Source organism: Deltaproteobacteria bacterium (assembly GCA_016931625.1).
GTDB lineage: Bacteria > Myxococcota > XYA12-FULL-58-9 > XYA12-FULL-58-9 > JAFGEK01 > JAFGEK01.
In genome coordinates, this window is the sequence record JAFGEK010000052.1 from 9,630 (window position 1) to 32,821 (window position 23,192).

The 23,192-nt window shown below is 38.6% G+C and carries 32 protein-coding genes; 16 read left to right on the top strand and 16 right to left on the bottom strand.

The features are described from left to right. The first annotated feature begins 11 nt into the window (after nt 1-11). Genes sufC through JW841_04410 form a run of 5 tightly spaced genes read left to right on the top strand, consistent with a single transcriptional unit; the run spans nt 12 to nt 4,338 of the window. The gene (gene sufC / locus JW841_04390; GenBank protein MBN1960162.1) at nt 12-791 is read left to right on the top strand and encodes a Fe-S cluster assembly ATPase SufC; all 780 of its coding nucleotides are present in this window, start codon (nt 12-14) and stop codon (nt 789-791) included. Beyond that, on the top strand, nt 791-2,251 hold the full coding sequence (gene sufD, locus JW841_04395) for a Fe-S cluster assembly protein SufD (GenBank protein ID MBN1960163.1): 1,461 nt from the start codon (nt 791-793) through the stop codon (nt 2,249-2,251). The genes sufC and sufD overlap by 1 nt, the downstream gene beginning before the upstream one ends. Further along, a complete protein-coding gene (locus JW841_04400; protein ID MBN1960164.1) occupies nt 2,251-3,498 on the top strand; it encodes a cysteine desulfurase in 1,248 nt (415 codons plus the stop codon). The genes sufD and JW841_04400 overlap by 1 nt, the downstream gene beginning before the upstream one ends. Next, nucleotides 3,498-3,956: an SUF system NifU family Fe-S cluster assembly protein gene (locus JW841_04405; GenBank protein MBN1960165.1), complete on the top strand. Its 459-nt coding sequence runs from the start codon at nt 3,498-3,500 to the stop codon at nt 3,954-3,956. The genes JW841_04400 and JW841_04405 overlap by 1 nt, the downstream gene beginning before the upstream one ends. Beyond that, nucleotides 3,934-4,338, top strand: coding sequence for a DUF59 domain-containing protein (locus tag JW841_04410; GenBank protein ID MBN1960166.1), 405 nt, complete (start codon nt 3,934-3,936; stop codon nt 4,336-4,338). The genes JW841_04405 and JW841_04410 overlap by 23 nt, the downstream gene beginning before the upstream one ends. Here the strand turns inward: JW841_04410 and JW841_04415 are convergent. After that, nucleotides 4,335-6,641 carry an RNA-binding transcriptional accessory protein gene (locus JW841_04415; GenBank protein ID MBN1960167.1) on the bottom strand — a complete coding sequence of 769 codons (2,307 nt, stop codon included), beginning with the start codon at nt 6,639-6,641 and terminating at the stop codon, nt 4,335-4,337. The two genes, JW841_04410 and JW841_04415, sit on opposite strands and share 4 nt — an antisense overlap. A 192-nt stretch (nt 6,642-6,833) precedes the next feature. On the opposite strand from JW841_04415, the gene JW841_04420 reads away from it, so the two are divergent. Together JW841_04420 and JW841_04425 are read left to right on the top strand one after the other, a co-directional pair. Next, nucleotides 6,834-7,163: an SCP2 sterol-binding domain-containing protein gene (locus JW841_04420; protein MBN1960168.1), complete on the top strand. Its 330-nt coding sequence runs from the start codon at nt 6,834-6,836 to the stop codon at nt 7,161-7,163. 25 nt (nt 7,164-7,188) lie between these two features. Then, on the top strand, nt 7,189-7,566 hold the full coding sequence (locus JW841_04425; protein MBN1960169.1) for a VanZ family protein: 378 nt from the start codon (nt 7,189-7,191) through the stop codon (nt 7,564-7,566). A 7-nt stretch (nt 7,567-7,573) separates the two neighbouring features. Here the strand turns inward: JW841_04425 and JW841_04430 are convergent, their stop codons facing one another. Genes JW841_04430 through JW841_04450 form a run of 5 tightly spaced genes read right to left on the bottom strand, consistent with a single transcriptional unit; the run spans nt 7,574 to nt 12,260 of the window. Next, complete coding sequence (locus JW841_04430) at nt 7,574-8,104, bottom strand: hypothetical protein (GenBank protein MBN1960170.1); 531 nt, start codon at nt 8,102-8,104, stop codon at nt 7,574-7,576. After that, a complete protein-coding gene (locus JW841_04435; GenBank protein MBN1960171.1) occupies nt 8,097-9,656 on the bottom strand; it encodes a hypothetical protein in 1,560 nt (519 codons plus the stop codon). Before JW841_04435 ends, JW841_04430 begins: the two co-directional genes overlap by 8 nt. After that, complete coding sequence (locus JW841_04440; GenBank protein ID MBN1960172.1) at nt 9,647-10,231, bottom strand: hypothetical protein; 585 nt, start codon at nt 10,229-10,231, stop codon at nt 9,647-9,649. Before JW841_04440 ends, JW841_04435 begins: the two co-directional genes overlap by 10 nt. A gap of 46 nt (nt 10,232-10,277) precedes the next feature. Continuing rightward, nucleotides 10,278-12,080: a sigma 54-interacting transcriptional regulator gene (locus JW841_04445; protein ID MBN1960173.1), complete on the bottom strand. Its 1,803-nt coding sequence runs from the start codon at nt 12,078-12,080 to the stop codon at nt 10,278-10,280. A 54-nt stretch (nt 12,081-12,134) separates the two neighbouring features. Beyond that, on the bottom strand, nt 12,135-12,260 hold the full coding sequence (locus JW841_04450) for a DUF86 domain-containing protein (protein ID MBN1960174.1): 126 nt from the start codon (nt 12,258-12,260) through the stop codon (nt 12,135-12,137). Nucleotides 12,261-12,377: 117 nt separating this feature from the next. Here JW841_04450 and JW841_04455 point away from each other — a divergent pair, with 117 nt between their 5' ends. The 4 genes from JW841_04455 to JW841_04470 are packed head-to-tail and all read left to right on the top strand — an operon-like array spanning nt 12,378 to nt 15,757. Further along, nucleotides 12,378-13,751, top strand: coding sequence for a DEAD/DEAH box helicase family protein (locus tag JW841_04455; GenBank protein ID MBN1960175.1), 1,374 nt, complete (start codon nt 12,378-12,380; stop codon nt 13,749-13,751). Next, on the top strand, nt 13,729-14,934 hold the full coding sequence (locus JW841_04460) for a DUF790 family protein (GenBank protein MBN1960176.1): 1,206 nt from the start codon (nt 13,729-13,731) through the stop codon (nt 14,932-14,934). Before JW841_04455 ends, JW841_04460 begins: the two co-directional genes overlap by 23 nt. 29 nt (nt 14,935-14,963) lie before the next feature. Beyond that, nucleotides 14,964-15,491 carry a hypothetical protein gene (locus JW841_04465; protein MBN1960177.1) on the top strand — a complete coding sequence of 176 codons (528 nt, stop codon included), beginning with the start codon at nt 14,964-14,966 and terminating at the stop codon, nt 15,489-15,491. Then, nucleotides 15,488-15,757, top strand: a complete 270-nt coding sequence (locus tag JW841_04470; protein MBN1960178.1) for a hypothetical protein — start codon at nt 15,488-15,490, stop codon at nt 15,755-15,757. Before JW841_04465 ends, JW841_04470 begins: the two co-directional genes overlap by 4 nt. Before the next feature lie 14 nt (nt 15,758-15,771). Here the strand turns inward: JW841_04470 and JW841_04475 are convergent, their stop codons facing one another. The 4 genes from JW841_04475 to JW841_04490 form a co-directional block, all read right to left on the bottom strand. Next, nucleotides 15,772-16,116, bottom strand: coding sequence for a type II toxin-antitoxin system PemK/MazF family toxin (locus JW841_04475; protein MBN1960179.1), 345 nt, complete (start codon nt 16,114-16,116; stop codon nt 15,772-15,774). Further along, nucleotides 16,113-16,343 (bottom strand): hypothetical protein, encoded by a 231-nt coding sequence (locus tag JW841_04480; GenBank protein ID MBN1960180.1) that lies wholly within the window; start codon nt 16,341-16,343, stop codon nt 16,113-16,115. Before JW841_04480 ends, JW841_04475 begins: the two co-directional genes overlap by 4 nt. Before the next feature lie 104 nt (nt 16,344-16,447). Beyond that, a complete protein-coding gene (locus tag JW841_04485) occupies nt 16,448-16,876 on the bottom strand; it encodes a PIN domain-containing protein (protein ID MBN1960181.1) in 429 nt (142 codons plus the stop codon). Next, on the bottom strand, nt 16,873-17,121 hold the full coding sequence (locus JW841_04490; protein MBN1960182.1) for a hypothetical protein: 249 nt from the start codon (nt 17,119-17,121) through the stop codon (nt 16,873-16,875). Before JW841_04490 ends, JW841_04485 begins: the two co-directional genes overlap by 4 nt. A gap of 108 nt (nt 17,122-17,229) precedes the next feature. Between JW841_04490 and JW841_04495 the strand changes: the two genes are divergently transcribed. Further along, on the top strand, nt 17,230-18,375 hold the full coding sequence (locus JW841_04495; protein ID MBN1960183.1) for an ATP-binding protein: 1,146 nt from the start codon (nt 17,230-17,232) through the stop codon (nt 18,373-18,375). Here the strand turns inward: JW841_04495 and rfbA are convergent. Beyond that, complete coding sequence (gene rfbA, locus JW841_04500) at nt 18,372-19,244, bottom strand: glucose-1-phosphate thymidylyltransferase RfbA (protein MBN1960184.1); 873 nt, start codon at nt 19,242-19,244, stop codon at nt 18,372-18,374. The two genes, JW841_04495 and rfbA, sit on opposite strands and share 4 nt — an antisense overlap. Before the next feature lie 6 nt (nt 19,245-19,250). Further along, entirely contained in the window at nt 19,251-19,814 is a 564-nt protein-coding gene (rfbC, locus tag JW841_04505; protein MBN1960185.1) for a dTDP-4-dehydrorhamnose 3,5-epimerase, read from the bottom strand. Between the two features lie 172 nt (nt 19,815-19,986). Here rfbC and JW841_04510 point away from each other — a divergent pair, with 172 nt between their 5' ends. Next, complete coding sequence (locus JW841_04510) at nt 19,987-20,220, top strand: type II toxin-antitoxin system Phd/YefM family antitoxin (protein ID MBN1960186.1); 234 nt, start codon at nt 19,987-19,989, stop codon at nt 20,218-20,220. 3 nt (nt 20,221-20,223) lie between these two features. Then, entirely contained in the window at nt 20,224-20,616 is a 393-nt protein-coding gene (locus JW841_04515) for a type II toxin-antitoxin system VapC family toxin (GenBank protein ID MBN1960187.1), read from the top strand. A 143-nt stretch (nt 20,617-20,759) separates the two neighbouring features. Here the strand turns inward: JW841_04515 and JW841_04520 are convergent, their stop codons facing one another. Together JW841_04520 and JW841_04525 are read right to left on the bottom strand one after the other, a co-directional pair. Further along, on the bottom strand, nt 20,760-21,008 hold the full coding sequence (locus tag JW841_04520; GenBank protein MBN1960188.1) for a DUF2442 domain-containing protein: 249 nt from the start codon (nt 21,006-21,008) through the stop codon (nt 20,760-20,762). A gap of 11 nt (nt 21,009-21,019) precedes the next feature. Continuing rightward, complete coding sequence (locus JW841_04525; GenBank protein ID MBN1960189.1) at nt 21,020-21,283, bottom strand: DUF4160 domain-containing protein; 264 nt, start codon at nt 21,281-21,283, stop codon at nt 21,020-21,022. Between the two features lie 192 nt (nt 21,284-21,475). On the opposite strand from JW841_04525, the gene JW841_04530 reads away from it, so the two are divergent. Beyond that, nucleotides 21,476-21,676 carry a type II toxin-antitoxin system VapB family antitoxin gene (locus tag JW841_04530; protein MBN1960190.1) on the top strand — a complete coding sequence of 67 codons (201 nt, stop codon included), beginning with the start codon at nt 21,476-21,478 and terminating at the stop codon, nt 21,674-21,676. Further along, nucleotides 21,673-22,080, top strand: coding sequence for a PIN domain-containing protein (locus JW841_04535; protein MBN1960191.1), 408 nt, complete (start codon nt 21,673-21,675; stop codon nt 22,078-22,080). The genes JW841_04530 and JW841_04535 overlap by 4 nt, the downstream gene beginning before the upstream one ends. Before the next feature lie 225 nt (nt 22,081-22,305). Here the strand turns inward: JW841_04535 and JW841_04540 are convergent, their stop codons facing one another. Both JW841_04540 and JW841_04545 read right to left on the bottom strand, forming a co-directional pair. After that, nucleotides 22,306-22,746: a PIN domain-containing protein gene (locus JW841_04540; GenBank protein MBN1960192.1), complete on the bottom strand. Its 441-nt coding sequence runs from the start codon at nt 22,744-22,746 to the stop codon at nt 22,306-22,308. A gap of 35 nt (nt 22,747-22,781) precedes the next feature. Then, on the bottom strand, nt 22,782-23,054 hold the full coding sequence (locus tag JW841_04545; GenBank protein MBN1960193.1) for an antitoxin: 273 nt from the start codon (nt 23,052-23,054) through the stop codon (nt 22,782-22,784). Nucleotides 23,055-23,192 lie beyond the last annotated feature (138 nt).

A 23,192-nucleotide genomic window follows, 5' to 3' on the forward strand; every position in this document is an offset into this window, starting at 1 on the left:
AGGGCGAAGTAATGTTAGAAATAAAAAATCTCCATGCCAGCGTTAATGGCAAGGCCATTTTAAAAGGTGTTAATTTGGTAGTAAAAGCCGGTGAAATGCATGCCATAATGGGACCCAATGGTTCGGGCAAGAGCACTCTTGCTAATGTATTAGCGGGACGTGAAGGCTATGAAGTTACTGACGGTGAAATAATTTTTGCAGGTAAAAATTTATTAGAACTTCCAGCAGAAGAGCGTGCTTGGGCGGGTTTATTTCTTTCTTTTCAGTATCCCATCGAAATTGCCGGTGTTGCAAACGCCTATTTTCTTAAAGCATCGATTAACTCTATTCGTAAACAACGCGGTCAAGTTGAACTTGATGCCATTGAGTTTCTTGAACTCATCCGCGATAAAATGAAACTCGTAGAAATGGATGAGAAGTTTTTAAATCGCTCAGTCAACGAAGGTTTCTCTGGTGGTGAAAAGAAACGTAACGAGATTTTGCAAATGGCTTTGCTCGAACCGCAACTAGCCATACTCGATGAGACTGATAGCGGTTTAGATATTGATGCCCTTCGTATCGTGGCTAATGGAGTTAATGCAATGCGTTCTAATGAGCACTCAATGTTAGTTATTACGCATTATCAACGTTTACTTGAATATTTGGTGCCGGATCATACACATGTATTAATCGCAGGGCGTATTGTACGTTCAGGTGGCAAAGAGTTAGCACTCGAACTCGAAGAACGTGGTTATAGTTTTATTGAAGCAGAGCTAAAACAAAACGAACGATCTCTTTTGGAGATGCAGTAATGTCTGCCACTGCATCGGTTACTTTACCTGTTGGATATTATAAAAATAGTGTCCAACAAGAACTATTCACTAAAGCGTATCAGTATTGGCTTGATCTAAGTAAAAACATTAGCAAGCAATTACCAGGAGCTAATTTAGCCTTCTTTGCTAAATTACGAGAACGTGGGTATGAGGCATTCGCTAAGCTAGGTTTACCCACTAGACGTGACGATGACTGGAAATATACGCAACTCGATACAATTGCTGCTAATAATTTTTCATTATTAGGTTTAAGTGCGCTGGCACCTGTTTATAATGATGTTAATTCAGAAGTACCTTGTTCGCGTCTTGTTCTTGATACTGCTGCAGTATCAAATACTCATTTAGTATTTTCTAGAGGTCATTGTTTAAAAGCCATTTCAGCAATTGGTGATTTGCCTGCTAGTGTAACCGTTACAAATTTGCGAGCAATTTTACAGACGGCTCCTGATTTAGTTGCAACAATTTTAGGTAAAGCTGCTGATATTAATGACCATGGTTTTGCGGCATTAAATGCAGCATTATGTTGTGATGGTTATGTTATTCACGTTAAACGCGGTGTACAACTTGATTACCCAATTTTTATAACTTTAATTAATTCATCTGCTAAAATTGCTGGTCATAAAAATACGGCATCAGTAATTAATCAAGAAGATGATATTGCTGCGACATTTATGCGTAACCTTGTTATTGTTGAAGAAGGGGCTAAGGTTCAAATTATTGAACAGTATCTTAGCGATGATAATGCAATATCATTTATGAATGCTGTTACTGAAATGAGAGTTGGCTCTGGCGCTCAAGTTGCTCACTATAAACTTGCAGAAGAAGCAAACAGCACTATGCATTTCAGCAGCCTTAATGTTTTAGTAGAACGCGATGCAAGTTTTCAAAGCAATCTGATTGCTAACGGTAGCGCTTTAGCTCGCCTTGAAACGAGAGTGAAGCTTAAAGAACCAGGTGCAAATTGCAATCTTAACGGATTATATCTACCGCAAGATAAACAACATATTGATTGTTTTACAAGTATTATTCATGAAAGTCCGTTTACTACCAGCAACGAACTTTATAAAGGAATTATTGCTGATTCAGGACGTGGGGTATGGACAGGCCGTGTCTTAGTTGTTCCTGATGCACAAAAAATCAGCGCCATGCAAACTAATCGCAACCTATTGCTATCAACGCAAGCTCATGTAGATACACGTCCGCAGCTTGAAATTTATGCTGATGATGTCAAGTGTTCACACGGCGCAACAGTCGGGCGTTTAGATAATGAAGCTTTGTTTTATTTACGCTCTCGTGGAATAGATTATGACTCTGCTCGCTCAATGTTGGTATTTGCCTTTATTCGCGAAGTAATCACCGTTATGTCAGAATCACCTCTTATAGCTGAGCTTGAGAATTCTTTAACTGCTGGGGGATTTGTTAATCGCAAAGGACATTAATGAGTGCATTAATATATCAAACTGACTCTTTGTATGATGTCAATAAATGGCGCCAAGATTTCCCCATATTAAATGAGAGCGTCCATGGGATGCGGCTGGCATATTTAGATAATGCGGCAACAACACAAAAACCAAAAGCGGTTATCGATGCAATAACGAATTACTATACTCACGATAATGCAAACGTGCATCGTGCTGTGCATATGCTTTCGTCACGGGCGACTAAAGCTTATGAGAATGCCAGAATACAAGCGCAGCGTTTTTTAAATGCTAAGAGTAAGAGCGAAATTGTTTTTGTGCGTGGTGCAACTGAAGCAATTAATTTAGTTGCACAAACTTTTGTGCGCTCAAAAGTTATGGCTGGTGATGAAATATTAATATCAGGTCTTGAACATCACTCAAATATTGTACCGTGGCAGCTTATTTGTGATGAGCTTGGAGTAAAATTAAAGGTTATTCCCATTGCCGATAATGGTGATTTAGAATTAGATAAAATTGATGAATTAATAACTTCGCGAACACGATTTTTAGCGGTTACTCATGTTTCAAATGCTCTTGGTACTATTGTGCCAATCAGTGAGTTGATTACCAAAGCTCATCAACGAAATATTCCAGTTTTAATCGATGGGGCACAAGCTGCACCTCATATTAATATTGATGTACAGGCTCTTGAACCGGATTTTTATGTGTTTTCTGGGCATAAAGTTTATGGACCAACTGGTATCGGCGTTTTATATGCTAAGCTTGAGCATTTAGAATCTATGCCGCCGTGGCAGGGTGGTGGTGATATGATTCTTAGTGTTACTTTTGAGAAAACAACATATAATGAACCTCCATATAAATTTGAAGCTGGTACACCCGATATCGCGGGAGCAATTGGATTAGGCGCAGCTTTAAAATATGTTAGAAGCATCGGTATCGAGCAAATACATAAGTATGAAACGAGTCTGTTAGAATATGCTACGCAAGAGCTTCAAAAAGTTGCAGGTTTACGTATTGTTGGTACGAGTGTAAATAAAGCGGCGATTATTTCTTTTGTGTTAGATGATGTACATCCGCATGATATTGCCACAATAATTGATCAAGCCGGTGTTGCAATTCGCAGTGGTCATCACTGTGCTCAACCAATTATGGATCGCTACTGTTTGCCTGCCACAGCACGTGCATCACTTGCTCTTTATAATACCCATGAAGAGATTGACCGTTTGGTGACAGCTGTGGTTGAAGCCAGAAAGGTATTTGGCTGATGTCGTCATTACGTGAATTGTATCAAGAAGTTATTCTTGATCATAATAAAAGCCCGCGTAATTGCAAAGAAATAGCAAATGCCACTCATCATGCAGATGGCCATAATCCACTTTGTGGTGATAAAATAAAGGTTTATTTAGTTATTGAAGATAATGTTATCAAAGACGTTAGTTTTATTGGCAGCGGCTGCGCAATTTCGACAGCATCGGCATCGTTGATGACCGAAAGCTTAAAAGGTAAAAGTGAAAGCGAGGCGCGGCATATTTTTGAACGAATGCATACATTATTAACTGATGAACATGAACCTGAGAGTATTGCGGGGCTTGGTAAGTTGGCAGTGTTTGCTGGGGTACGTGAATTTCCCATGCGCGTTAAATGCGCTACGCTATCTTGGCATACATTGATGGCAGCGTTGAATAGGAAGGGTAGCGAAGATGGACCAGCTACAACCGAGTGAAAAAATAGCAAATTCAATGCCTGAATCAGATGGACTTTCTGCCATTGTGCGAGATACGCAAAATGGTATCGATGAGCACCCAGGTCTTTTAGGGAAAGTTGTTGAAGTACTGCGTGATATTTATGACCCAGAGATCCCGGTAAATATCTACGATCTTGGTTTGGTCTATGATATTCATATTATTAATGAACGTGTTATCATACGAATGACGTTAACTTCACCAATGTGTCCAGTCGCTGAATCACTTCCATCTGAAATAAAGCGTCGCGTTGAGACAATTGATGGCGTAACTGAAGCTAATATTGATTTAGTATGGGATCCACCATGGAATATGGATAAGATGTCAGAAGCAGCTCGTTTGCAGCTCAATTTCTTTTACTAATTTTTTATTAATTTGGCAAAGGGGTTATTGCTAAATTTGGGGTTATTGCCTTTTGACTTTATTGTTGGTTTCTGATTGTTGTGATATTTATTTTGAAAAGATTTATCAGGGCTAGGCTCTAATGGTTTTTGTTTTGCTTGTTGGTTTACCGGGGCTTCAATCTTTGCTGTAAGTGCAAGCCTTTTACGTTCAATATCTATTTCAAGTATTTTTACTTTTAAGCGGTCCCCGGTTTTTACTACAGTATTAGGGTCTTTAACAAATCTATGTGAAAGCTGGGATACGTGCACTAAACCATCGTGGTGTACACCAATGTCAACAAAAGCCCCAAAAGCGGTGACATTGGTTACTATTCCTTCGAATACTTGGCCAATTTGTAGATCTTCGATAGTTTGCACATCATCACGAAATTTCGGCGGTTCAAAACTTTTGCGTGGATCGCGACCGGGTTTTTTTAATTCAGCAATAATATCTCTTAATGTTGGTTCACCAACTTCATCGCTTAAATATTGTGTAATATCTATATTAGCTATTAGTTCATCATTGCCTATAAGTTTTGCTAAAGGAACGCATAGATGCTTAGCCATTAAGGTAACAAGCTCATAACGTTCTGGGTGAACAGCAGAAGCATCTAATGGATATTTGCCATTACGAATACGTAAAAAACCAGCAGCTTGCTCAAAAGCACGTGGGCCAAAACCACTAACCGATTGCAGGTCATGTCTTTGAGAAAATGGGCCGTTTTGGTCACGGTAGGTTATAATTTTTTGGGCTAACGAAGGCCCAATACCTGCCACCCGCGCCAGCAATGAAGCACTAGCTGTGTTGAGTTCAACACCAACATGATTGACACAGCTTTCAACTACCTCATCTAATTTTTTAGCGAGCAATGGTTGATGCACATCGTGCTGATATTGACCGACCCCAATTGCTTTAGGGTCAATTTTTACTAATTCAGCAAGTGGGTCTTGTAAACGCCGTGCAATAGAAATTGCCCCACGAATAGTAATATCTAACTCAGGGAATTCTAGGCGTGCAATATCAGAGGCAGAATAGACGCTGGCCCCGGCTTCATTGACAGAGATCACAACAATTTCTTTTAAAGTGGATTTTTTAAGGATATGACGTACAAAAGTTTCAGTTTCACGTCCACCGGTACCATTACCGATAGCAATAGCAAATGGTTTATGGCAATTAATAAAGCTGATTAATTTTAATTGCGCTTCTTTGTTTTTTGCTTCACCGCGACTTGGATAGATGGTGATTGAATCCAGGTATTTACCAGTACTATTAACCGCAACGCATTTGCAGCCAGTACGCAAACCTGGATCAATACCAATAACTACTTGTTCACCCAATGGTGGTGATAAAAGTAAATTTTTTAAATTGCTTGCAAAAATTTCAACGGCTTCCCGATCTGCCTGCAGTTTTAATTCGAGGTGTACATCACTGGTTACTGAGGGACAAATAAGCCGAGTTAAGCTGTCGCTAATTGCGGTTTGAAGTTCGTTAGCAAAAGGAGAGTTAGGTTTTAAGCCCATTAACGATGCTAATGTTGGTATTAATTCTTCGGTATTTATTTCTATGTTTATTTTTAAAATTCCTTCACGTTCTCCTCGACGTACTGCCAGAAAACGATGTGAGGGAACTGTAGCTATAGGTTCATTGTAATTATAATATTGCTCGAATTTTGTTGGCTTATCAGTTTTTTTAGCGATGGCTGATGAAACTAGTAATCCCTTATAGCTAAAAGCTTTACGAATTATAGCACGGATCTCTGCATTTTCAGCTACTATCTCAGCAACAATATCGCGGGCGCCCATAAGTGCGGTTGTGGCGTCAGCTACCTTATCGCAAATATATTCTTTTGCCGAAGTTATAGGATCACCCTTAGTTGGCTGCTTTAATATTAATTCAGCTAAAGGACCCAAACCTTTTTCACGAGCAATCGCCGCACGTGTACGACGCTTGGGTTTATAGGGAAGATAAAGGTCTTCGAGAGTCGCTTTGGTTGTACAAGCATTTATTTTTGCTTCAAGTTCAGGAGATAATTTGCCAGCTTCTGTTATCGCCGCAATAATACTTTGGCGTCGTTCTTCGAATTCTAATAAATAAGTGCGCCGTTCTTCAATATTGCGTATTTGCACTTCATCAAGACCGCCAGTAGCTTCTTTACGGTAGCGAGCGATAAAAGGTACAGTACTACCGCTATCAAGCAATTTTGTAACTGCAATAATTGCGTTTGCAGCTAAATTTAGTTCTTCAGCCAGTTTGGGCACTGGATTATATGTAGTATCCGACATTAGGACTCCCAATATAAATTAGAGCCTGTATATATCGCGTAAAGACCAAAATGGTACAATGAGATTAACCAAATTATTACTATAAAAAGCCATCATTTTGCTTTTCAAGCATTGCTATAAAAGCACTGGTTGACCCGAATATTAAGTGAATGCTATCGACAATATTTTATCCTCATGTGTTAGGAGCACGATATGCAAATTGAGTCAGTATGTGAGCTTTTTGACCGACATGTGCCTGAACGTTTACAGACAAAACCTGAAATCGCTCAAAAAGTTAATGCTATTTTTAAATTTGTCATCTCCGGAGAAGAAGGTGGCATTTGGACAGTTGATTTAACCCAAGCTGGTGGTCGTGTTATAAAAAGTGATGATGAAGCTCAATGCGTTATTACAATTAGTGCTCAGGATATAATTGCAATTGTAAATGGGAAGCTTAGCGCGCAAAAGGCTTTTATGTTCGGTAAACTTAAAGTAGCTGGTGACATTAGCCTTGCTTTAAAGCTAGGCACCATATTTGGTTAAGTAATAATTATGGAGCGCTAAACTGATGCGATTTAGGTGGTGGCGTTTATTACCTGCTATTCTATGGGCAGGTGCGTTATTTTTTCAATCATCGCAAACAACATTACCCAGCTCATTTTTTTTATTTAAAGGTAGTGATAAAGTATTGCACGTAATTGCTTATGCAATTCTAGCGGTTTTTGTGTATATTGGCTTGCCAAAATTTTGTAGTTATCCAACAATTATTGCATTTAGCTTTTCTGCTATTTACGCTATTAGTGATGAAATACATCAAGCTTTTGTACCTGGACGTACATGTGATATTTATGATTGGCTTGCTGATATTATAGGTGCGTTAATTGGGATAGCATTTTTTATAAAATTAAAAAGAATGACTAAAAACAAAATACAAAATACAAAATAATTAATACTTATGGTTTTGCTTCATTTGTATTAAGCAAACGTAGTTGTGGCAATTTAGTAGTAAGATTCTTTATACGTGTGTTTAAAACATCACCGACATCTTTGCGAGCATGAATTAATTTTGCAATACCCTCTGAATAGTCTTGTTTCATCATGCGTAGATTAATGAAAGCATCAGCAATTTCAGGATTTATTTCAGAACCGCATTTAGCTGCTGCTATCTCAAAATCTTGATTCCATTTTTGCTCAAAAGAATTTAGTCGTTCTTTTACAAAAAAAGCATGAGCACGTGAGAGGGTATGGGTAACCTCTGATTCTAATTGGTCACGTAAATTAACAAGTTGACGCAAGCACCAATTATGAGCTTGCACACGGGCGATTTCATCTAAAGTATCAAAAGCTGGCGGACGTCCGTATAACGTAGTAAGCATACTACCAAAGATTACTACAAAAGTATAAATACATAAGGACCAAAAAGGCCCTAAAATAAATACTCTGCCCCAAAAACTACGTTCTTTTTGATTTTTAATTTTAATCATTTGGAATTGGTACAGGGATCACAAATTCACCCTTGCTCCCAGTAACGCCCAGACCAACAAGCATCGGTATTAAGTCGACCCCAAGCTCTGTTGCATAAAGATCAATACTCACACCAGCTATTGGTATACCATCAGGTGAAAGCACACGGCCATATACAAAAACAGGATTATAAAGATTTATATCGATATATTTGTCTTTATCGCTAACGCTTTTTAACACCCGATATCTTGGCAGCGGTACTCCAACAGGTGGTTGTACAACTAAATCGTAGTCGCCGGGGTCGATATCAAGGTAAAAACTTCCAGAATCGTTACTATCGATATCATAATAGCGAGCTGTAGGTACATCACGCAAGGTTAGGGAGATATGCGCAGCGGCTAATGGTATCTTTTGATTAGTATAAATCATGCCAGAAAAGCGTACCTTTTTTATGGCAATAAGTGCTATATCGTTAGTGCCCTCAGTAGTGATTTTAGCAGTGGTCGATGTCACAGCATACGCACCGGTTTTTGGTGGAACTACAGTTATGGTGTAATCACCTGGCAGCAAGCTGGCTTGGTTTAGATTTCCTTGTTCATCAGTAGTTAATTGTAATAAAAAGGTGCCATTATTTTTACCAATATTTTTACTATAAAAGAATACTACTGTTTCAGGCAAAATAGTATCATCAATACCACGGACAGTGGCGTTAAATAATGTCATAGCTACACCAAGATTGATATCATCGAGGCGATTATTAGATTCATTGTATGAAACATTAAAAGTGGTCTCCGGTACATATAAATTATCATAGGGATGAACTGTTACTTCAAAATTTGTAGCGCCCGGTGGAAAGACTAACGAATATTCACCAGCCTCATTAGTAATTGCTGTGCTCGAATTTAATATGTCGCCTTCATTATCAGTAGCACTCGCAGAAACATAGGCTTGTGACATAGCTAAATTATCAGTGACCGAATAGAATATGCGGCCATTTACAATAAGTAGATCTGCGGTATTAGGGTAGGCGAGATCAACATTTGCATTTTCAAAAATAGTCATTTTGTTATAACTAATTGGTGGTCGACCGGATTGTTGTTCTTCATTTTGATAGGGTATGAATTTCATGTCATAGTTACCCGATACTGCAGCTAATTTATACCCTGTTTCTGCGTCAACAGCGACACGTTGAATAATGTCATGACTCGTTAGTGTTTCAAGTTTTTTAGCTATGAGTGTACCAGCATATAGAGTATCTAAAGACTTAACCAAACCTTGAATAATTATTGTTGGTGATAAATATATCTCTTGATATCCAGCGGAGAGTTCAAGAGCATCACTCGGTTGCTGACGTAAAAAGTCGGTTGTGTCTGGGGGGGTTAATTCAGCATAAACTTGTTGAATACTATAACCTTGTTTTTGACAGGTGCCCAAAAAACAAATGCGATCATCACCACAATCTTCAATACGAAAGCATTCTTGTGCATTATTTTTATGGCGGCAAGAAGCAAGCTCGATTAAAGCAACGGTTAATAAAAGATAGGTAAAGCTTAAAACTAGTCTTACTCGCATTGGTCACTCGTTACATATTGAACTGTCCAGGTTAATGAGACGCTGCCAGCTTCTTCAGGTAGTGAGCGTCCTGTTGGTGCATCAAAGGGCTGATCAGCAACCATTAATTCAACAACATGCGCAACAGATGTACCACCACGAAAACGAGGGTCGCTGTCTTGAATTTCAAACGATACCCGAGCGCCTGTTTCACTACTGCCGTTTTGAGGTTCTTGATTATCATCACGCTGATAATCAACAAATACTCGCCAATAGAGATCAATTGAATCAGGATCGAAAATCGACGCGGCATAAGTACGAGAAAAACCACAGCCATGAATGACAAAATCAAGCGTCGGATTAGGATCAGGACGAGTTATTCGGGGTGGTTGATTTTTAGGTTCAACGTAATCAGCATCTGGAGGTAGCAGACATCCTGATAAAAAACTTAAACATGGTACAACGGCGCAAAACATCTTGTAATAATATCTAGCAATATGGATGCCAATGGTAACAATAAAAAAAAGGCCGTCAATATAGGCAGATAGAAAGCGCAAGCATAGATATTGTTGTTGGCAGTGTGACACTTTCGTCATTGTTTTAGTAATAGTTAGCATAGTTTTGGCATGACATTTAAATTTGCTACAATTCATCCTCATGTTCGAGATGGCGAAAAATGGTGCGTGGGTCAACACCAAGGTCATGTGCTGTTTTGGTGCGATTACCATTATTGCGAGCTAAAATTTCATTAATGTAACGCCGCTGAAAATCATCGCGAGCTTGGGCTAAAGGTAAAACCGGAGCAAGATCATTATCTGTTAATTCGAGATCTTCTGGCGCTAATTGTGCACGTTCAGCCATGATTACCGCCTTTTTAATACGATTTTCAAGCTGACGAATATTACCAGGCCAATTATAGCGCTTCATATGCATAACGCATTGGGGTGAAAATCCCTTGATATTATTATTATATTCTTCAGCATAACGTTTTAATAGATAGCGTGCAATTAGCATCAAATCTTCGCCACGTTCTCGTAAAGGAGGCAGATGAATGCCAACCACGTTAAGCCGATAATAAAGGTCTTCGCGAAAACACCCCTCTTTTATTTCAGCTTCAAGATTCTTATGGGTTGCAGCAACGACACGAATATCAACCGGCTCAGCTTTAGAATCACCTACTTTGCTAACTATTTTTTCTTGAATAGCGCGTAATAATTTAACCTGTAATGCCACAGATAATTCACCTATTTCATCAAGAAAAAGTGTGCCGCCATCAGCCGCTTGAAAACGGCCCTCACGGGTAGCAATCGCACCGGTAAAAGAACCACGTACATGACCAAAAAGTTCGCTTTCAAGCAGATTTTCAGGGATTGCACCACAATTTACTACTACAAAATGTTTGTCGTGGCGGTCAGAGCGTTGATGGATCTCACGGGCGATTAACTCTTTGCCGGTACCAGTTTCACCAGTGATTAAAACTGAGATATCAGTCGGAGCTACTTTTCGTATTTTTCGATAAATTTCTTGCATAGCGATGCTAGTGCCAATGATGTCACCAAAACACTTATCAGCAAGCGCATAACGCAGAGCGGCATTATCAGAACGGAGATTGTCAACCATCATAGCGTTACGAATAAGTAAGGATGCCTGAGAGGCAAACACCATAACCGCATCGAGCATAGCTGGTTCGAATAGATTAACAACGCGATTTGAACCAAGATAAATTAGACCAAACAGTTCGCCAGCTTCGGTAAGCGGCATGCACATTACCGAGCACAACCGCAGATTGATAACAGAAGCAGATGCTTTAAATTCTAAATCATTAAGCGCATCAGCAACAATTATCGGTTGTTGTTCACGTACAACCTTATTGATAATACTATCTGAAAGTTCAGCCAGGGCACTATCGACGTTTTCTTGATGGAGATTGCGGGCAACTTTTACTTCAGGCTTGCCATCTTCAAATAAGACTAGAAACCCCTTATCTGCGTTAGTTAATTCAACCACAGTATCCATCAATGTTGTGAGTAGCCCGCCTAAGTCTCGACTACGTAATAACTTTTCTGAAAAGTTAACGATTTCGCGATATGCCGCAATGCTATTGCGAGTTTTATGTTCATTTACAGCATCTTCATGTTTTAACGGTAGGTCTCGTTCGCCAAAGGTAAGTTGCGTATCACCGATAACTATAACATCACCATCTTTTAGACGTGCGCGTTTTTCTTTACGCCCATTTATTAACATAGGACGACCACGACCAAGTGATGCGGCAATAAAATCATCGTTTTCACGCAATATTTGCGCATGGTCAGAAGAAACTTCAGCCCCAATTATAATAATATCGCAGGTGGGGTCACTTCCTAAACGGGTAATATTTTTAAAAAGTGGGTGACGTTTATCACCATCTGCAATTGATTCGATTAGTACCGGCATATAATGGAACATAAAGGCAAAGGTTCCCCCTCGGCAAGTATTTGATTGATAAATGATTACAATTAATTAGAGATTTTCTTGGCGACGAAATTTTAGCGCCGCAGCTGCAAATTTTTTATAGGTATCAAGATGATGGTGACAGACATCGTGAACTATTGTCCAATCGATATTTGCATACTCATGTACCAACATAATGTTATTTTAATAAAAAAAGTGTCGCAAAATGCGACATCATAGTTATTACGATATTATTTTCCTAATAAATTTCATACAAATATAATGGCATAATATTTGCGTTAATAGCAATTTATGCGTCTTGAATATGACCGTGGTACAATAATTTGTGTGCAAACTGAGGCAGAGGCATACAAAAATGTTGCCCAACTACCTGGTATGCAATGGGATAAGCGAACAGGAGTATTTCGTGCAGAAGCCGAGCGTTATGCAGAAATTTGCAGAGCATTAAATATTAACCAAATTAATTTTTTTGATACGATAGCTAATGACCTAAATACTAAGTTAGTTTGGAAAGCAATTCCTTTAAGGCCATATCAAGAAGCTGCTCTTACTGCTTGGCAGCTTAATGGCAATCGTGGATTGGTGGTATTGCCAACTGGCAGTGGCAAAACACGGGTGGCTTTGGCTGCCGCAGCGCAGCTTATGCAACCAACTCTTGTGCTCGTACCGACCAGAGTACTGCTTGAGCAGTGGATTACAGCTATAAGCAATTTTTATGGTGGCACTATTGGATGTGTGGGTGATGGTATTTTTAATATCGCATCAGTTACGGTAACTACCTATGCCAGTGCTTGGCGACATATGCCGTTGTTAGGTAAGCATTTTGGTCTGCTAATAATTGATGAAGCACATCATTTGGGTAGCGGCTTGCCTAATGAAGTTATGGCAATGAGTGTGGCACCTGCGCGTTTAGGTATTACGGCAACACCATCAACTACGCTTATTGAAAATAATGCTAGCGAACGATTATTAGGGCCGCTGGTTTATCAGCTAACTATTGCAGATCTTGCAGGTAAGTATTTGGCTGATTTTGATAGCATAGTATTGTGGGTTAAACTAACTGCCGACGAACGAGAGGCATATCTTGCTGATCGGCAAATATTTTTAAATGTTTACCGTCGTTTTTGCATGACTCATAGTGATCCTAGTTGGCAAGAGTTTATTGCTACTGCCAGACGTAGTGACATTGGTCGTTGTGCTCTTACTGCTCATGAACGCTCTTTGCGTTTGCTAAGATTGACTAAGCACAAAGAAGCATTAGTGGCAAACCTTTTAAGCCGTCATGCTGATGCGCGGGTATTGGTATTTACCAGCGATAATTATACTGCATATAAATTAGCACGATTCATGCTTATTATGCCAATTACTTGTGATATCAACCGTAGCGAGCGTCGCGATGCGCTGATGAAATTTCGCATCGGTGAATTATCAGCTTTAGTGTCAGCGCAAGTGTTAAATGAGGGCATCGATATACCTGACGCTGATGTTGCTATTATTGTTGGCAGTAGTCGGGGTGAGCGTGAGCATGTGCAACGGGTGGGGCGTTTATTGCGGCCTAGTATAGGCAAACGCGCCATCGTTTATGAATTGGTTACTAGTGCTACTAATGAAGTTAGCAAAGCAAATAAGAGGCGTAAAGGTCTTGGTAACCTTAATCCCATATAATTATCGCCGTAGCGGTGATAGTATTTTCCCATGTTATCTTGATGCTCGTGACCATGGTTGGATCCGTTTATTGTTAGCTGAATATCAACGTTTTGTCGCATTGCCACGTCATCGACTACTGACATATTTGCGTCAGCCCTTGCCTTTTTATTGTCCAAAAAATAAACGTCGATTAGTTGAAAAATTATTTAATGATTTATTTCGTACAAAAATTCAAGCAGCAATAAACCCCCAAAAAATGCGAGCTGCGCTATTTGCCAAAGCTACTGAATATCGTAGAGCTTTTAAAGCAGATACAGATCAATGGCAAAGCCAAGTAATGTTAGAGGTAGCACAGCAATTTGGCATCAGTAGTAATGCAGCTAGCGAATCATTATTTGCTGATCTACCTGCTGAGCGGTTGCTTACAGCGCCAGATATTATTCCGTCCCCGAATGAAATCGAACTGCGCTGCAATCTCATGTTGGTGCAATGGCTGCTTGCTCGCAGTATGGGGGTAACTATTGCACTTGAAGGTAATGCACGCGCGGTAGTGCGACATGCCAAATGGCGTGGTTTAATTTGCACTTTGCACCACACAGCAACGCCTATGCGACCGGTGCTACATATTTCAGGACCATTGTCATTATTTAGGCAAACAATAGTTTATGGACGTCATTTAGGCGAGTTGGTGCCTATTTTAAGCTACTGCAATCGTTTTTTTCTGCAGGCACAATTGTTACTTGGCGAGGGCCCAGCTAATTTAAAATTGCAAACGGGTGATCCGATATTTCCTGCTAAACCACCGCGTTTATATGATTCAAAAATTGAAGCAAAACTTGCACGTGATTTGGCGCGCATCGCCCCAGAATGGGAGGTCATTCGCGAGCCCGAGGCAATTACTGCCGGTAATACCCTAATATTTCCTGATTTTGGTATTAGAAATCGGCAAAAGCCAACCCAGCTTTTTTTAATTGAAATAATGGGTTTTTGGACTCCGCAATATGTTGAAAAAAAACTGGCAGGGTTACGCAAGGCAGAATTACACAATTTTATTTTATGCATTGATAGTGAACGCAATTGTAGTGATGACGACTTGCCTAAAGGGGCGGCAATTCTTCGTTTTCGCCGTCGGGTAGATGCTAAAGAACTAATGGCAATTATTGATAAAATGAAACGAATAAGACGAATGAATGAAGACTAATTATTCAATAGGTGTTATAAATAGAACAAATGCGTATAGAAGCAGATAAACAACGAATATGGCAGCTTATTGAAGCCATTGGTAAAAACACTAAAGGTAAAGGAAATGTTTATTTAGTTGGTGGTGCGACCGCAGTATTATATGGATGGCGTTCGCAAACTATAGATGTGGATCTTAAGCTTGATCCAGAGCCAGCCGGTATTTTTTCGGTAATTCGTATTTTAAAAGATGAACTCAATATAAATATTGAACTTGCATCACCTGATCAATTTATTCCAGCATTACCAGATTGGCAGCAGCGATCACCTTATATTACGACCATTGGTCAGATTAACTTTTATCATTATGATCTTTATGCACAAGTATTAGCTAAAATTGAACGAGGCCATACGCAAGATATATTAGATGTAAAACATTATTTAACTGCAGAACTTGTTGACCCCAATAAATTACAACAATTATTTAACGCCATTTATAATGAATTAGAGCGTTACCCAGCCATTAATGCAAATGAATTTCAACGTAAACTTGATCTTGCTTTAAGAGATGATCAATGAATAATCTACCTGGAGCAGACCTCATTAATCGTGGACTGCTTGATTTAAATAATGGGCGTGAAAGTGTTGAATCATTGCTAGTTGAAATAGGTGCCCCTCGTTTACGTAATCTTGGCATTGAAATACTACAAGTTTCTGCAAGGCCAGAAGCTAGATTATATGCAATATTAGCTAATAAATACGCTGATGCTCATTCTCGTTATAATGCATTAATAAGAAGACTTGTTAGTTATGAGCATGCTTTAGAATCTGCATTACATCGTTAAAAAAATATTATTTTTTATAACCAACAAGGTTCAAATAGTTGCCGCCATAGCTGACCTACAGCTTTAAAATCTTTAGGGCTTAGTTTACCCAGCCGTTTTTCTACTAAGCAGGTTTCAATAGTCGCCACTTTAGCAAGGCGAACTAAACTCGGATGAAGTAACTTTGCTGATTGCCAATCTTGTAAAGACAAATCACCAGGCAAAGATATCCCATCTAATTTGCTGGTGATCATAGCAATAGTAATTAAATCAGTTTTGTTTTTAAGAGTTGTAGTAAGTAAAATCAGCGCTGGCCGCTTTTTAACAGCATTGAGTGCGGTAAATGGGAAGCTAACTAAAATAATATCACCTGGAGTCATAATTTATCGTAATCCGCATCAAGGGGATTATCCCACTGTGAAAATACTGATTCAGCAGCATGTTCTAAAGCTTTGGTTTCGAGATGATGCGCAAAATAGCTTTCAAGAGCATTTATTATTACTTGCTTTACCGTGATACCACGCTGTTGTGCTTCAAGCTTAAGCAACATCATTAGCTTAGGGTCACTCAAATCTGTAGTAATACGAGTTGTTGTTTTGTGTAACATAAATACATTATTATGCAATCACATAAAAACGTCAACGCATATTAACATATTGGCATTTTTATGTAAACAGCGGATTTAAAAGTGTAAATATTTTTGTTGGCGAGTTATAAAGGATTGATAATTTTTAAGCCTGGAACTTTTACAAAGGCATGGTCATGAGTCCATAGCTCGGTAGCACCATTATCAAGAGCACAAAGAGCAATTTGTAAATCAAATATGCGGACACCAGATATTTGTAGATCAATTGCAGTTTGCAGTAGGCGAGATGAGAATCGTGGTCCCTGATTGAAAATTATTAAACCACCATCTTCTTCAAGCATAGTAATAAATTGTGCAGCCTGGTTAGGGGTTGAGGGATTACCGGTGGCAGTTGAATGTGTCACAATGCTAAAAAATTCGGCAATACAACTTGTGGCAACCCCACAACCACCACGTGAGTTGCATGCTTTGCTAATAGCATTTTTTGCAGCATTATGTTCAGGTACTGCGGCACGATGGGCATAAATTAGCAAGTTAGTATCAATAGCAATCATTTTTGTTTTCTTAGCCAGTCATGCATGCTAGCACGATTGCTAATATCGATATCGTTTGGTAGGCCACCGTCAACAGTGATCCAACGAATTTTACGGGGGTCTTTTTGCAGTGGTTGATCAATTTGACGACCAAGTTCTGCACGCAAACCTCGCTCAATCAGTGAACGAAGTGGTTTATGCAACTCAGCAGCCCGTTTTTTTGCCGCAACAAATAATTCATCGTTAATTTCAACTGTTGCCTTCATACAGGAAACTGTATTACCATAAATATGGTATGTCAAATTTAACGGCAATAAATATTTCACAAAGATATACTTTGACATTTCTAGAAATTACAAAGGATATCTTCTAAAATGTATAAACGTACCATAAAATTGCCTAAAATCGGCAAACGCACATTTTTTTTATGGGGTCCTCGTCAAACCGGCAAGACATTTCTTCTTGAACACACTTATCCTAAAACTCCATTTATTAGTTTATTGCGCAGCGAAGAGTTTACAGAGTTGATAACTCGTCCGGGCAGGTTGCGCGAACGACTATTAGATTTGGGGGCAAAATTTGTAATTATTGATGAAGTACAAAAAGCTCCAATGCTGCTTGATGAAATTCATTATATGATTGAGAAAGATCATATTGCTTTTGGTCTTTGTGGCTCAAGCGCTCGTAAACTACGTCGATCACATGCAAATTTACTTGGTGGGCGGGCTATACGTTATGAGCTTTTTGGCATGACGGCACATGAATTGGGTGCTGATTTTGATTTAGTAAAAATGTTAAATCGCGGTACATTGCCAGCAATTTATCCTGATGATGAGTATCGTCAATTATTACGGGCCTATTGTGCCGATTATTTAAAAGAAGAAATATTTGCAGAAGGATTAGTACGAAAGCTTGGCCCTTTTTCACATTTTTTAGAATTTGCCGCATTGGGTGATACTGAAATTTTAAGTCTAGAATCCTTTGCCCGTGATGTTGGGGTGTCAGGGCCAACGATTAAATCGTATTTTGAAATTTTAATTGATACTTTAATTGGCTATTTTCTACCTGCTTATACTTTTAGACCTAAGCGCAAAATCATTAGAGCACCTAAGTTTTATTTTTTTGATGTTGGAGTAGTTAATTATTTTGCAGAACGTGGCGAATTACATCCACGATCAGAGATTTTCGGTAAAGCCTTTGAGAATTGGGTCCACCATGAATTGCGTGCTTATATTTCTTATTTGGGACACGATTATAACCTTTCATACTGGAAGGTTCATCAAGGCCCAGAAGTAGATTTTATCATTGGCAAAATGTTAGCAGCATTTGAGGTGAAAGCCAGTGAACAAATCCATAAGGAACATCTAAAAGGTTTACGAGAGGCTATTAAAGATTATCCTGAATTAAAAAATCGCTATGTTGTTTCTTTAGAAAAAAATTCACGCCAAACAAATGATGGCATTACAGTATTAAGTGTTGCTGATTTTATTAAGCGTTTATGGGCAGGTAAGCTTTTTTAGGTATCTTCAGCCGCAATAGCCTGCAAATATTGCCCATAGGGTGATTTTTTTAATTCTTCGCCCAAGCTTGCAAGTTTATCACGGTTAATGAATCCCATGCGATAGGCGACTTCTTCGATACAGCCAATTTTTAACCCTTGGCGATTTTCAATGGCTTCAATAAAATTTGCTGCATCTAGTAGAGATGTGTGGGTACCAGTATCAAGCCAAGCAATACCGCGACCCATGATATCGATTTTAAGTTTGCCTTGTTTTAGATAGCACAAATTTAAATCGGTAATTTCTAGCTCACCCCTAGCCGATGGTTTAAGGTCTTTAGCAATAGTGCAGACCTCGTTATCATAAAAATATAGTCCTGGTACGGCGTAGTGGCTTTTGGGTTTTAAAGGTTTTTCTTCTAAAGAGATGGCCTTTTTATTAGCGTCAAATTCAACCACACCATAGCGTTCAGGGTCGTTTACGTAATAGCCAAATATTAAAGCGCCTTCATTATGCTTTACGGCGTGTTGCAGCATACCTGAAAAACCATGACCATAAAAAATGTTGTCACCTAAAATTAGTGCCACAGGTTGATCACCAATAAACGATTCACCAATTATGAAGGCTTGTGCTAGTCCTTCGGGACGAGGTTGTTCAGCATAAGAAAATTGCATGCCCAAGCGACGGCCATTGCCTAGCAGTTCGCGAAAACGTGGCAAATCATGAGGGGTAGAGATGATTAGAACCTCACGAATATTAGCTAACATTAATGTCGATAACGGGTAGTAGATAGTTGGTTTATCGTAGATAGGAATCAGTTGCTTGCTTATAGCTAAAGTTGCCGGATGCATACGGGTTCCTGCACCACCGGCTAAAATAATACCTTTCATGAGTTTTTACCCCCGATAGATAAATTGGTTATTTGCCTCTGCAAGCACTGGCGCTGCTGCATCTTTAGCTGACAACATTGGTTTATCTACTGGCCACTTGATAGCTATGGTAGGGTCGTTAAAGCGAATACTCCCCTCATGCTCAGGTGAATAGTAGCCAGTTTGTTTATAAATTATATCGGCAATTTCTGATAACGTGCAAAAGCCATGAGCAAAACCAACAGGAACATATAACATATTTGGTTGTTGGTCGTTTAGTTCAACCCCTACCCATTTGCCAAAGGTTGGTGAATCTTTGCGTACGTCTACTGCAACATCAAAAATGCTGCCGCGTGCACAACGTACTAATTTGCCAATAGCTTTTGGGTCGTTTTGATAGTGCAAACCGCGCAATACGCCACGTACTGAGCGTGAATGGTTTTCTTGAACAAATTCAGGCAGTCCCAAAGCCGCAAATTCATTCTCACGAAAAGTTTCAGAGAAAAAACCACGCTCATCACCAAAGCGTTGGTAGTGTAAAAGCAATACTTCGGGGATAGACTGCGGTATAATTGAAAAACGCTCATTCATGATTGCATGTGTATTTATTCTGTAACCATTAGGGGGTCAATTAAATATTAATAAAGATTAATGGAATATCTTAGAATAGAGTTATGTTACACAAGCGTAGCGGTAACAGCGTGTCGTTTCTTTCTGTTGCTTCTTTCTTGACTAACTTGGTCAAATTGGTCATGCTATAATTATGAAGACTCTTCCTGTAGCCGAAGTTAAAACACACCTTTCTGCACTTCTCAAAGAGGTTAAGACCGGCAGTGAAATCGCTATATCTTTTGGTAAAAAACGCGAAACCATCGCAGTAATTGTACCTTACAAAGAATATAAACGCAGCAAGAGGCGACGCTTGGGTACTCTTAAAGGCAAGATGAAAGCTATATTTAATAAAAATTTTTCTATAACAGATAATGATCTCATTTAAGCAATGAACTATATCGTAGATACTCATATTCTCATTTGGTCGTTTACGGATCCAGACAAGCTTTCACAAAACGTGCAAATAACATTACTTGATGAAAATAATTCTATCTTTTATAGTCAATATAGCTTGTGGGAGATATCACTTAAGTATTCCCTAAAAAAGTTGCAATTATTAGGCAAAACTCCCGAAGAGTTTTATCGGGCAATCGATGACAGCTTCTTCATCTGTAAGCAAATTGATAATCTTGAGCTTGTTACTTTCTATAAACTACCTATTGAGCATAAAGACCCTTTTGATCGAGCAATCATCTGGCAAGCTATTGTCAATGATTTGATATTAATCAGCGTAGATAATAAACTTGATTCATACAAGCAACATGGATTGAAGTGCCTGTAGGTTTGCTTATGCTTCACATAAAAGCGCCTATATGCTTTAACGATTAATAATTTAAATACTCTGCCAACGCTTCGCGCCCATGCATTAGCGGTTTGATATCGATATGGTGAGCTTTACTATTATCACTGTAAGTGACTCAAATATTAAAATTTACCCTCTTTAATCATATCAGGTGCGAGATCTGCACCACAAGACCATGAAATTCCACCTGCCATATCAATTTTAAATTGCTTAAAATGCTTTTTATCTAACAATTTAGAGAACACGCCTTTGCTATTTTTCTTTATATAATTATAAAAATCGACTGTTTTTTTATTTTGGTCATTAAAAGTAAAACAAAGCGAATAATCCCCAATTTGATTAACATCAATGATTTCAATGTAAGACTTCATGGAGTTACTACCTATTCAAGAGGAGCAATTGTTGGCAAAGGACTGATGTGTTTTTGGGCTAGATCCCAGACCGATAACAGTTCATTTTTACTCATTGCAATCCACTTTTTAATAAGTTTTTCTGCTGTCTTTGGCATATTGCCAGTTGTTCGCTTAGTTGTTTGTATTTCAAAAGTTGCTTTATATCCACCATAAGTGCAATGGATATGAGGCGGATTATGCTCATCATAGTACATCATAATAACAATTCCATAAAAGTAGCATATTTGCGGCATTGCTAGTCCTTGAATGGTTTCCATTGATAACCTAGAAATTCGTTTCTTTTAAGCCCCTTAGCCAGCGCTCACGGTAAGAAAATGTTATAAAAGAAACATAAATAGCCATATTTATTTTATACCCGCTTGCGAGACGCTTACAAGCGTTAAGTTACAATTGCTTTACACAACATAGTGTGTAAAGATATACACATGGCAACAAATTTAGCAATTGATGATGGTTTGCTAAAAGAAGCACAAAAGATTGGTGGCCATCGTACTAAAAAGGCTACTGTTACTGAAGCATTACAAGAGTATATTTCACGACGACGTCAGGTAAAAATTAAAGACCTATTTGGTAGCATAGATTTTGATTCTGAATATAACTACAAAAAACAAAGAAAACGACAGTGAAAGTAGTTATTGATACGTCAATATGGTCTCTAGCATTACGACGAATGCAAAAAATTAATTACCCAATAAGAAATGAGCTTGCTAATTTAATTGAAGAAGGGCGAGTGATTATGTTTGGCCCTATTCGACAAGAGTTACTTAGTGGCATCAAAGAGCAAACGCAATTTTTTAAACTTCGGGATTATTTGCGCGCCTTTCCTGATTTGTTACCTGAAACATCAGATTTTGAACAAGCCGCCGCTTTTTTTAATAGTTGTCGTTGCCAAGGTATTCAAGGTTCAAATACTGATTTTTTAATATGTGCTATTGCCTCTAGACGTAACTTTTCAATATTCACTACTGATCAAGACTTTACGCATTATAAACGTATTTTGCCAATAAAGCTGCACAATATTAGGTGCTAATAAATAAATTTCAAACGAAATTTAGAGGAGCACCGTTAAGCGCACTGAAAATTCCTAATTCCTAATTCTCTGTTCTTTAAATCTACATTTTTATATAATGACCGATTTTTTATCTTTAACTAACAAATTTGAACTGGATATTTAAAGAACAGGGAATATGGAACTGAGAATGAAAGGCGATGATATAGCTGATAGACGGATACTTTTTGATGTTCTTATTTGTGATCAACTATATTTATTTTCAATTGGATCTGAGACTTTACTAAAACCGAAATCTGCAAAATCAGCAACATTATGGGTAGCAAATTCAGTTACGCCATGATGCAATAGAGTAAAAGCTAAACGCGCATCGATAATACGGCGGCGTGCAAAATTTTTATGAGTTGCTAATTGCCACACTTTTGTCATTATAGGTGCACAATCAACTAATCGCCATCGTGGATGATTTCTAAAGCTATTGCATAGTGCAGCAGCTTTCGTTGCAGAAAGCGCCTTTTTAATTACGGCGGGGTTGCGCAGCAGTAAATACAATTCAACCAAAACAAGTTCACAAACTACGACGTTTTTGTTGGACGAAAGTTCATTTAAAAAATGTCGAGCGTTTTTATTTTCGCTACAGTCAGCATTAAGTGCATAAAGCAGAATATTAGTATCTAATGAAATCATTTTAATTTACCATAACTAAGGGGCACCCCTACTATTTATAATGGTTTGTTTCTGCCTTTGTGCAAGAATGATGCTAATTCTGGTTCATTGGCAATTTGACGCCACTTTTGCACCGGCGCCTTAAAATCACCAAGTGGTTCTGCATTTGGTAATACCCAATCGCTGTTGCTTATTTCTTTAGCATAAACTTGCGTCATATACTCAGCACCACGTCGAATTACTTCAGTTACACTCCAATCAAGTCTTTTTGCTATCTGCCTGATTTCATTAAATAAAGGCTCGGGTAATTGTATCTGTGTACGCTTCATGATTAATATTATTAATCGCTGTGTAATATATGTCAACATGGTTTGAAGTGCCTGTTACTGATACGGTATATGTCCGCAGTATAAGCACGGGTAAATGTCCGCGATCAACATGGGCAAGGTGTAGTAGTTTGTCATGGA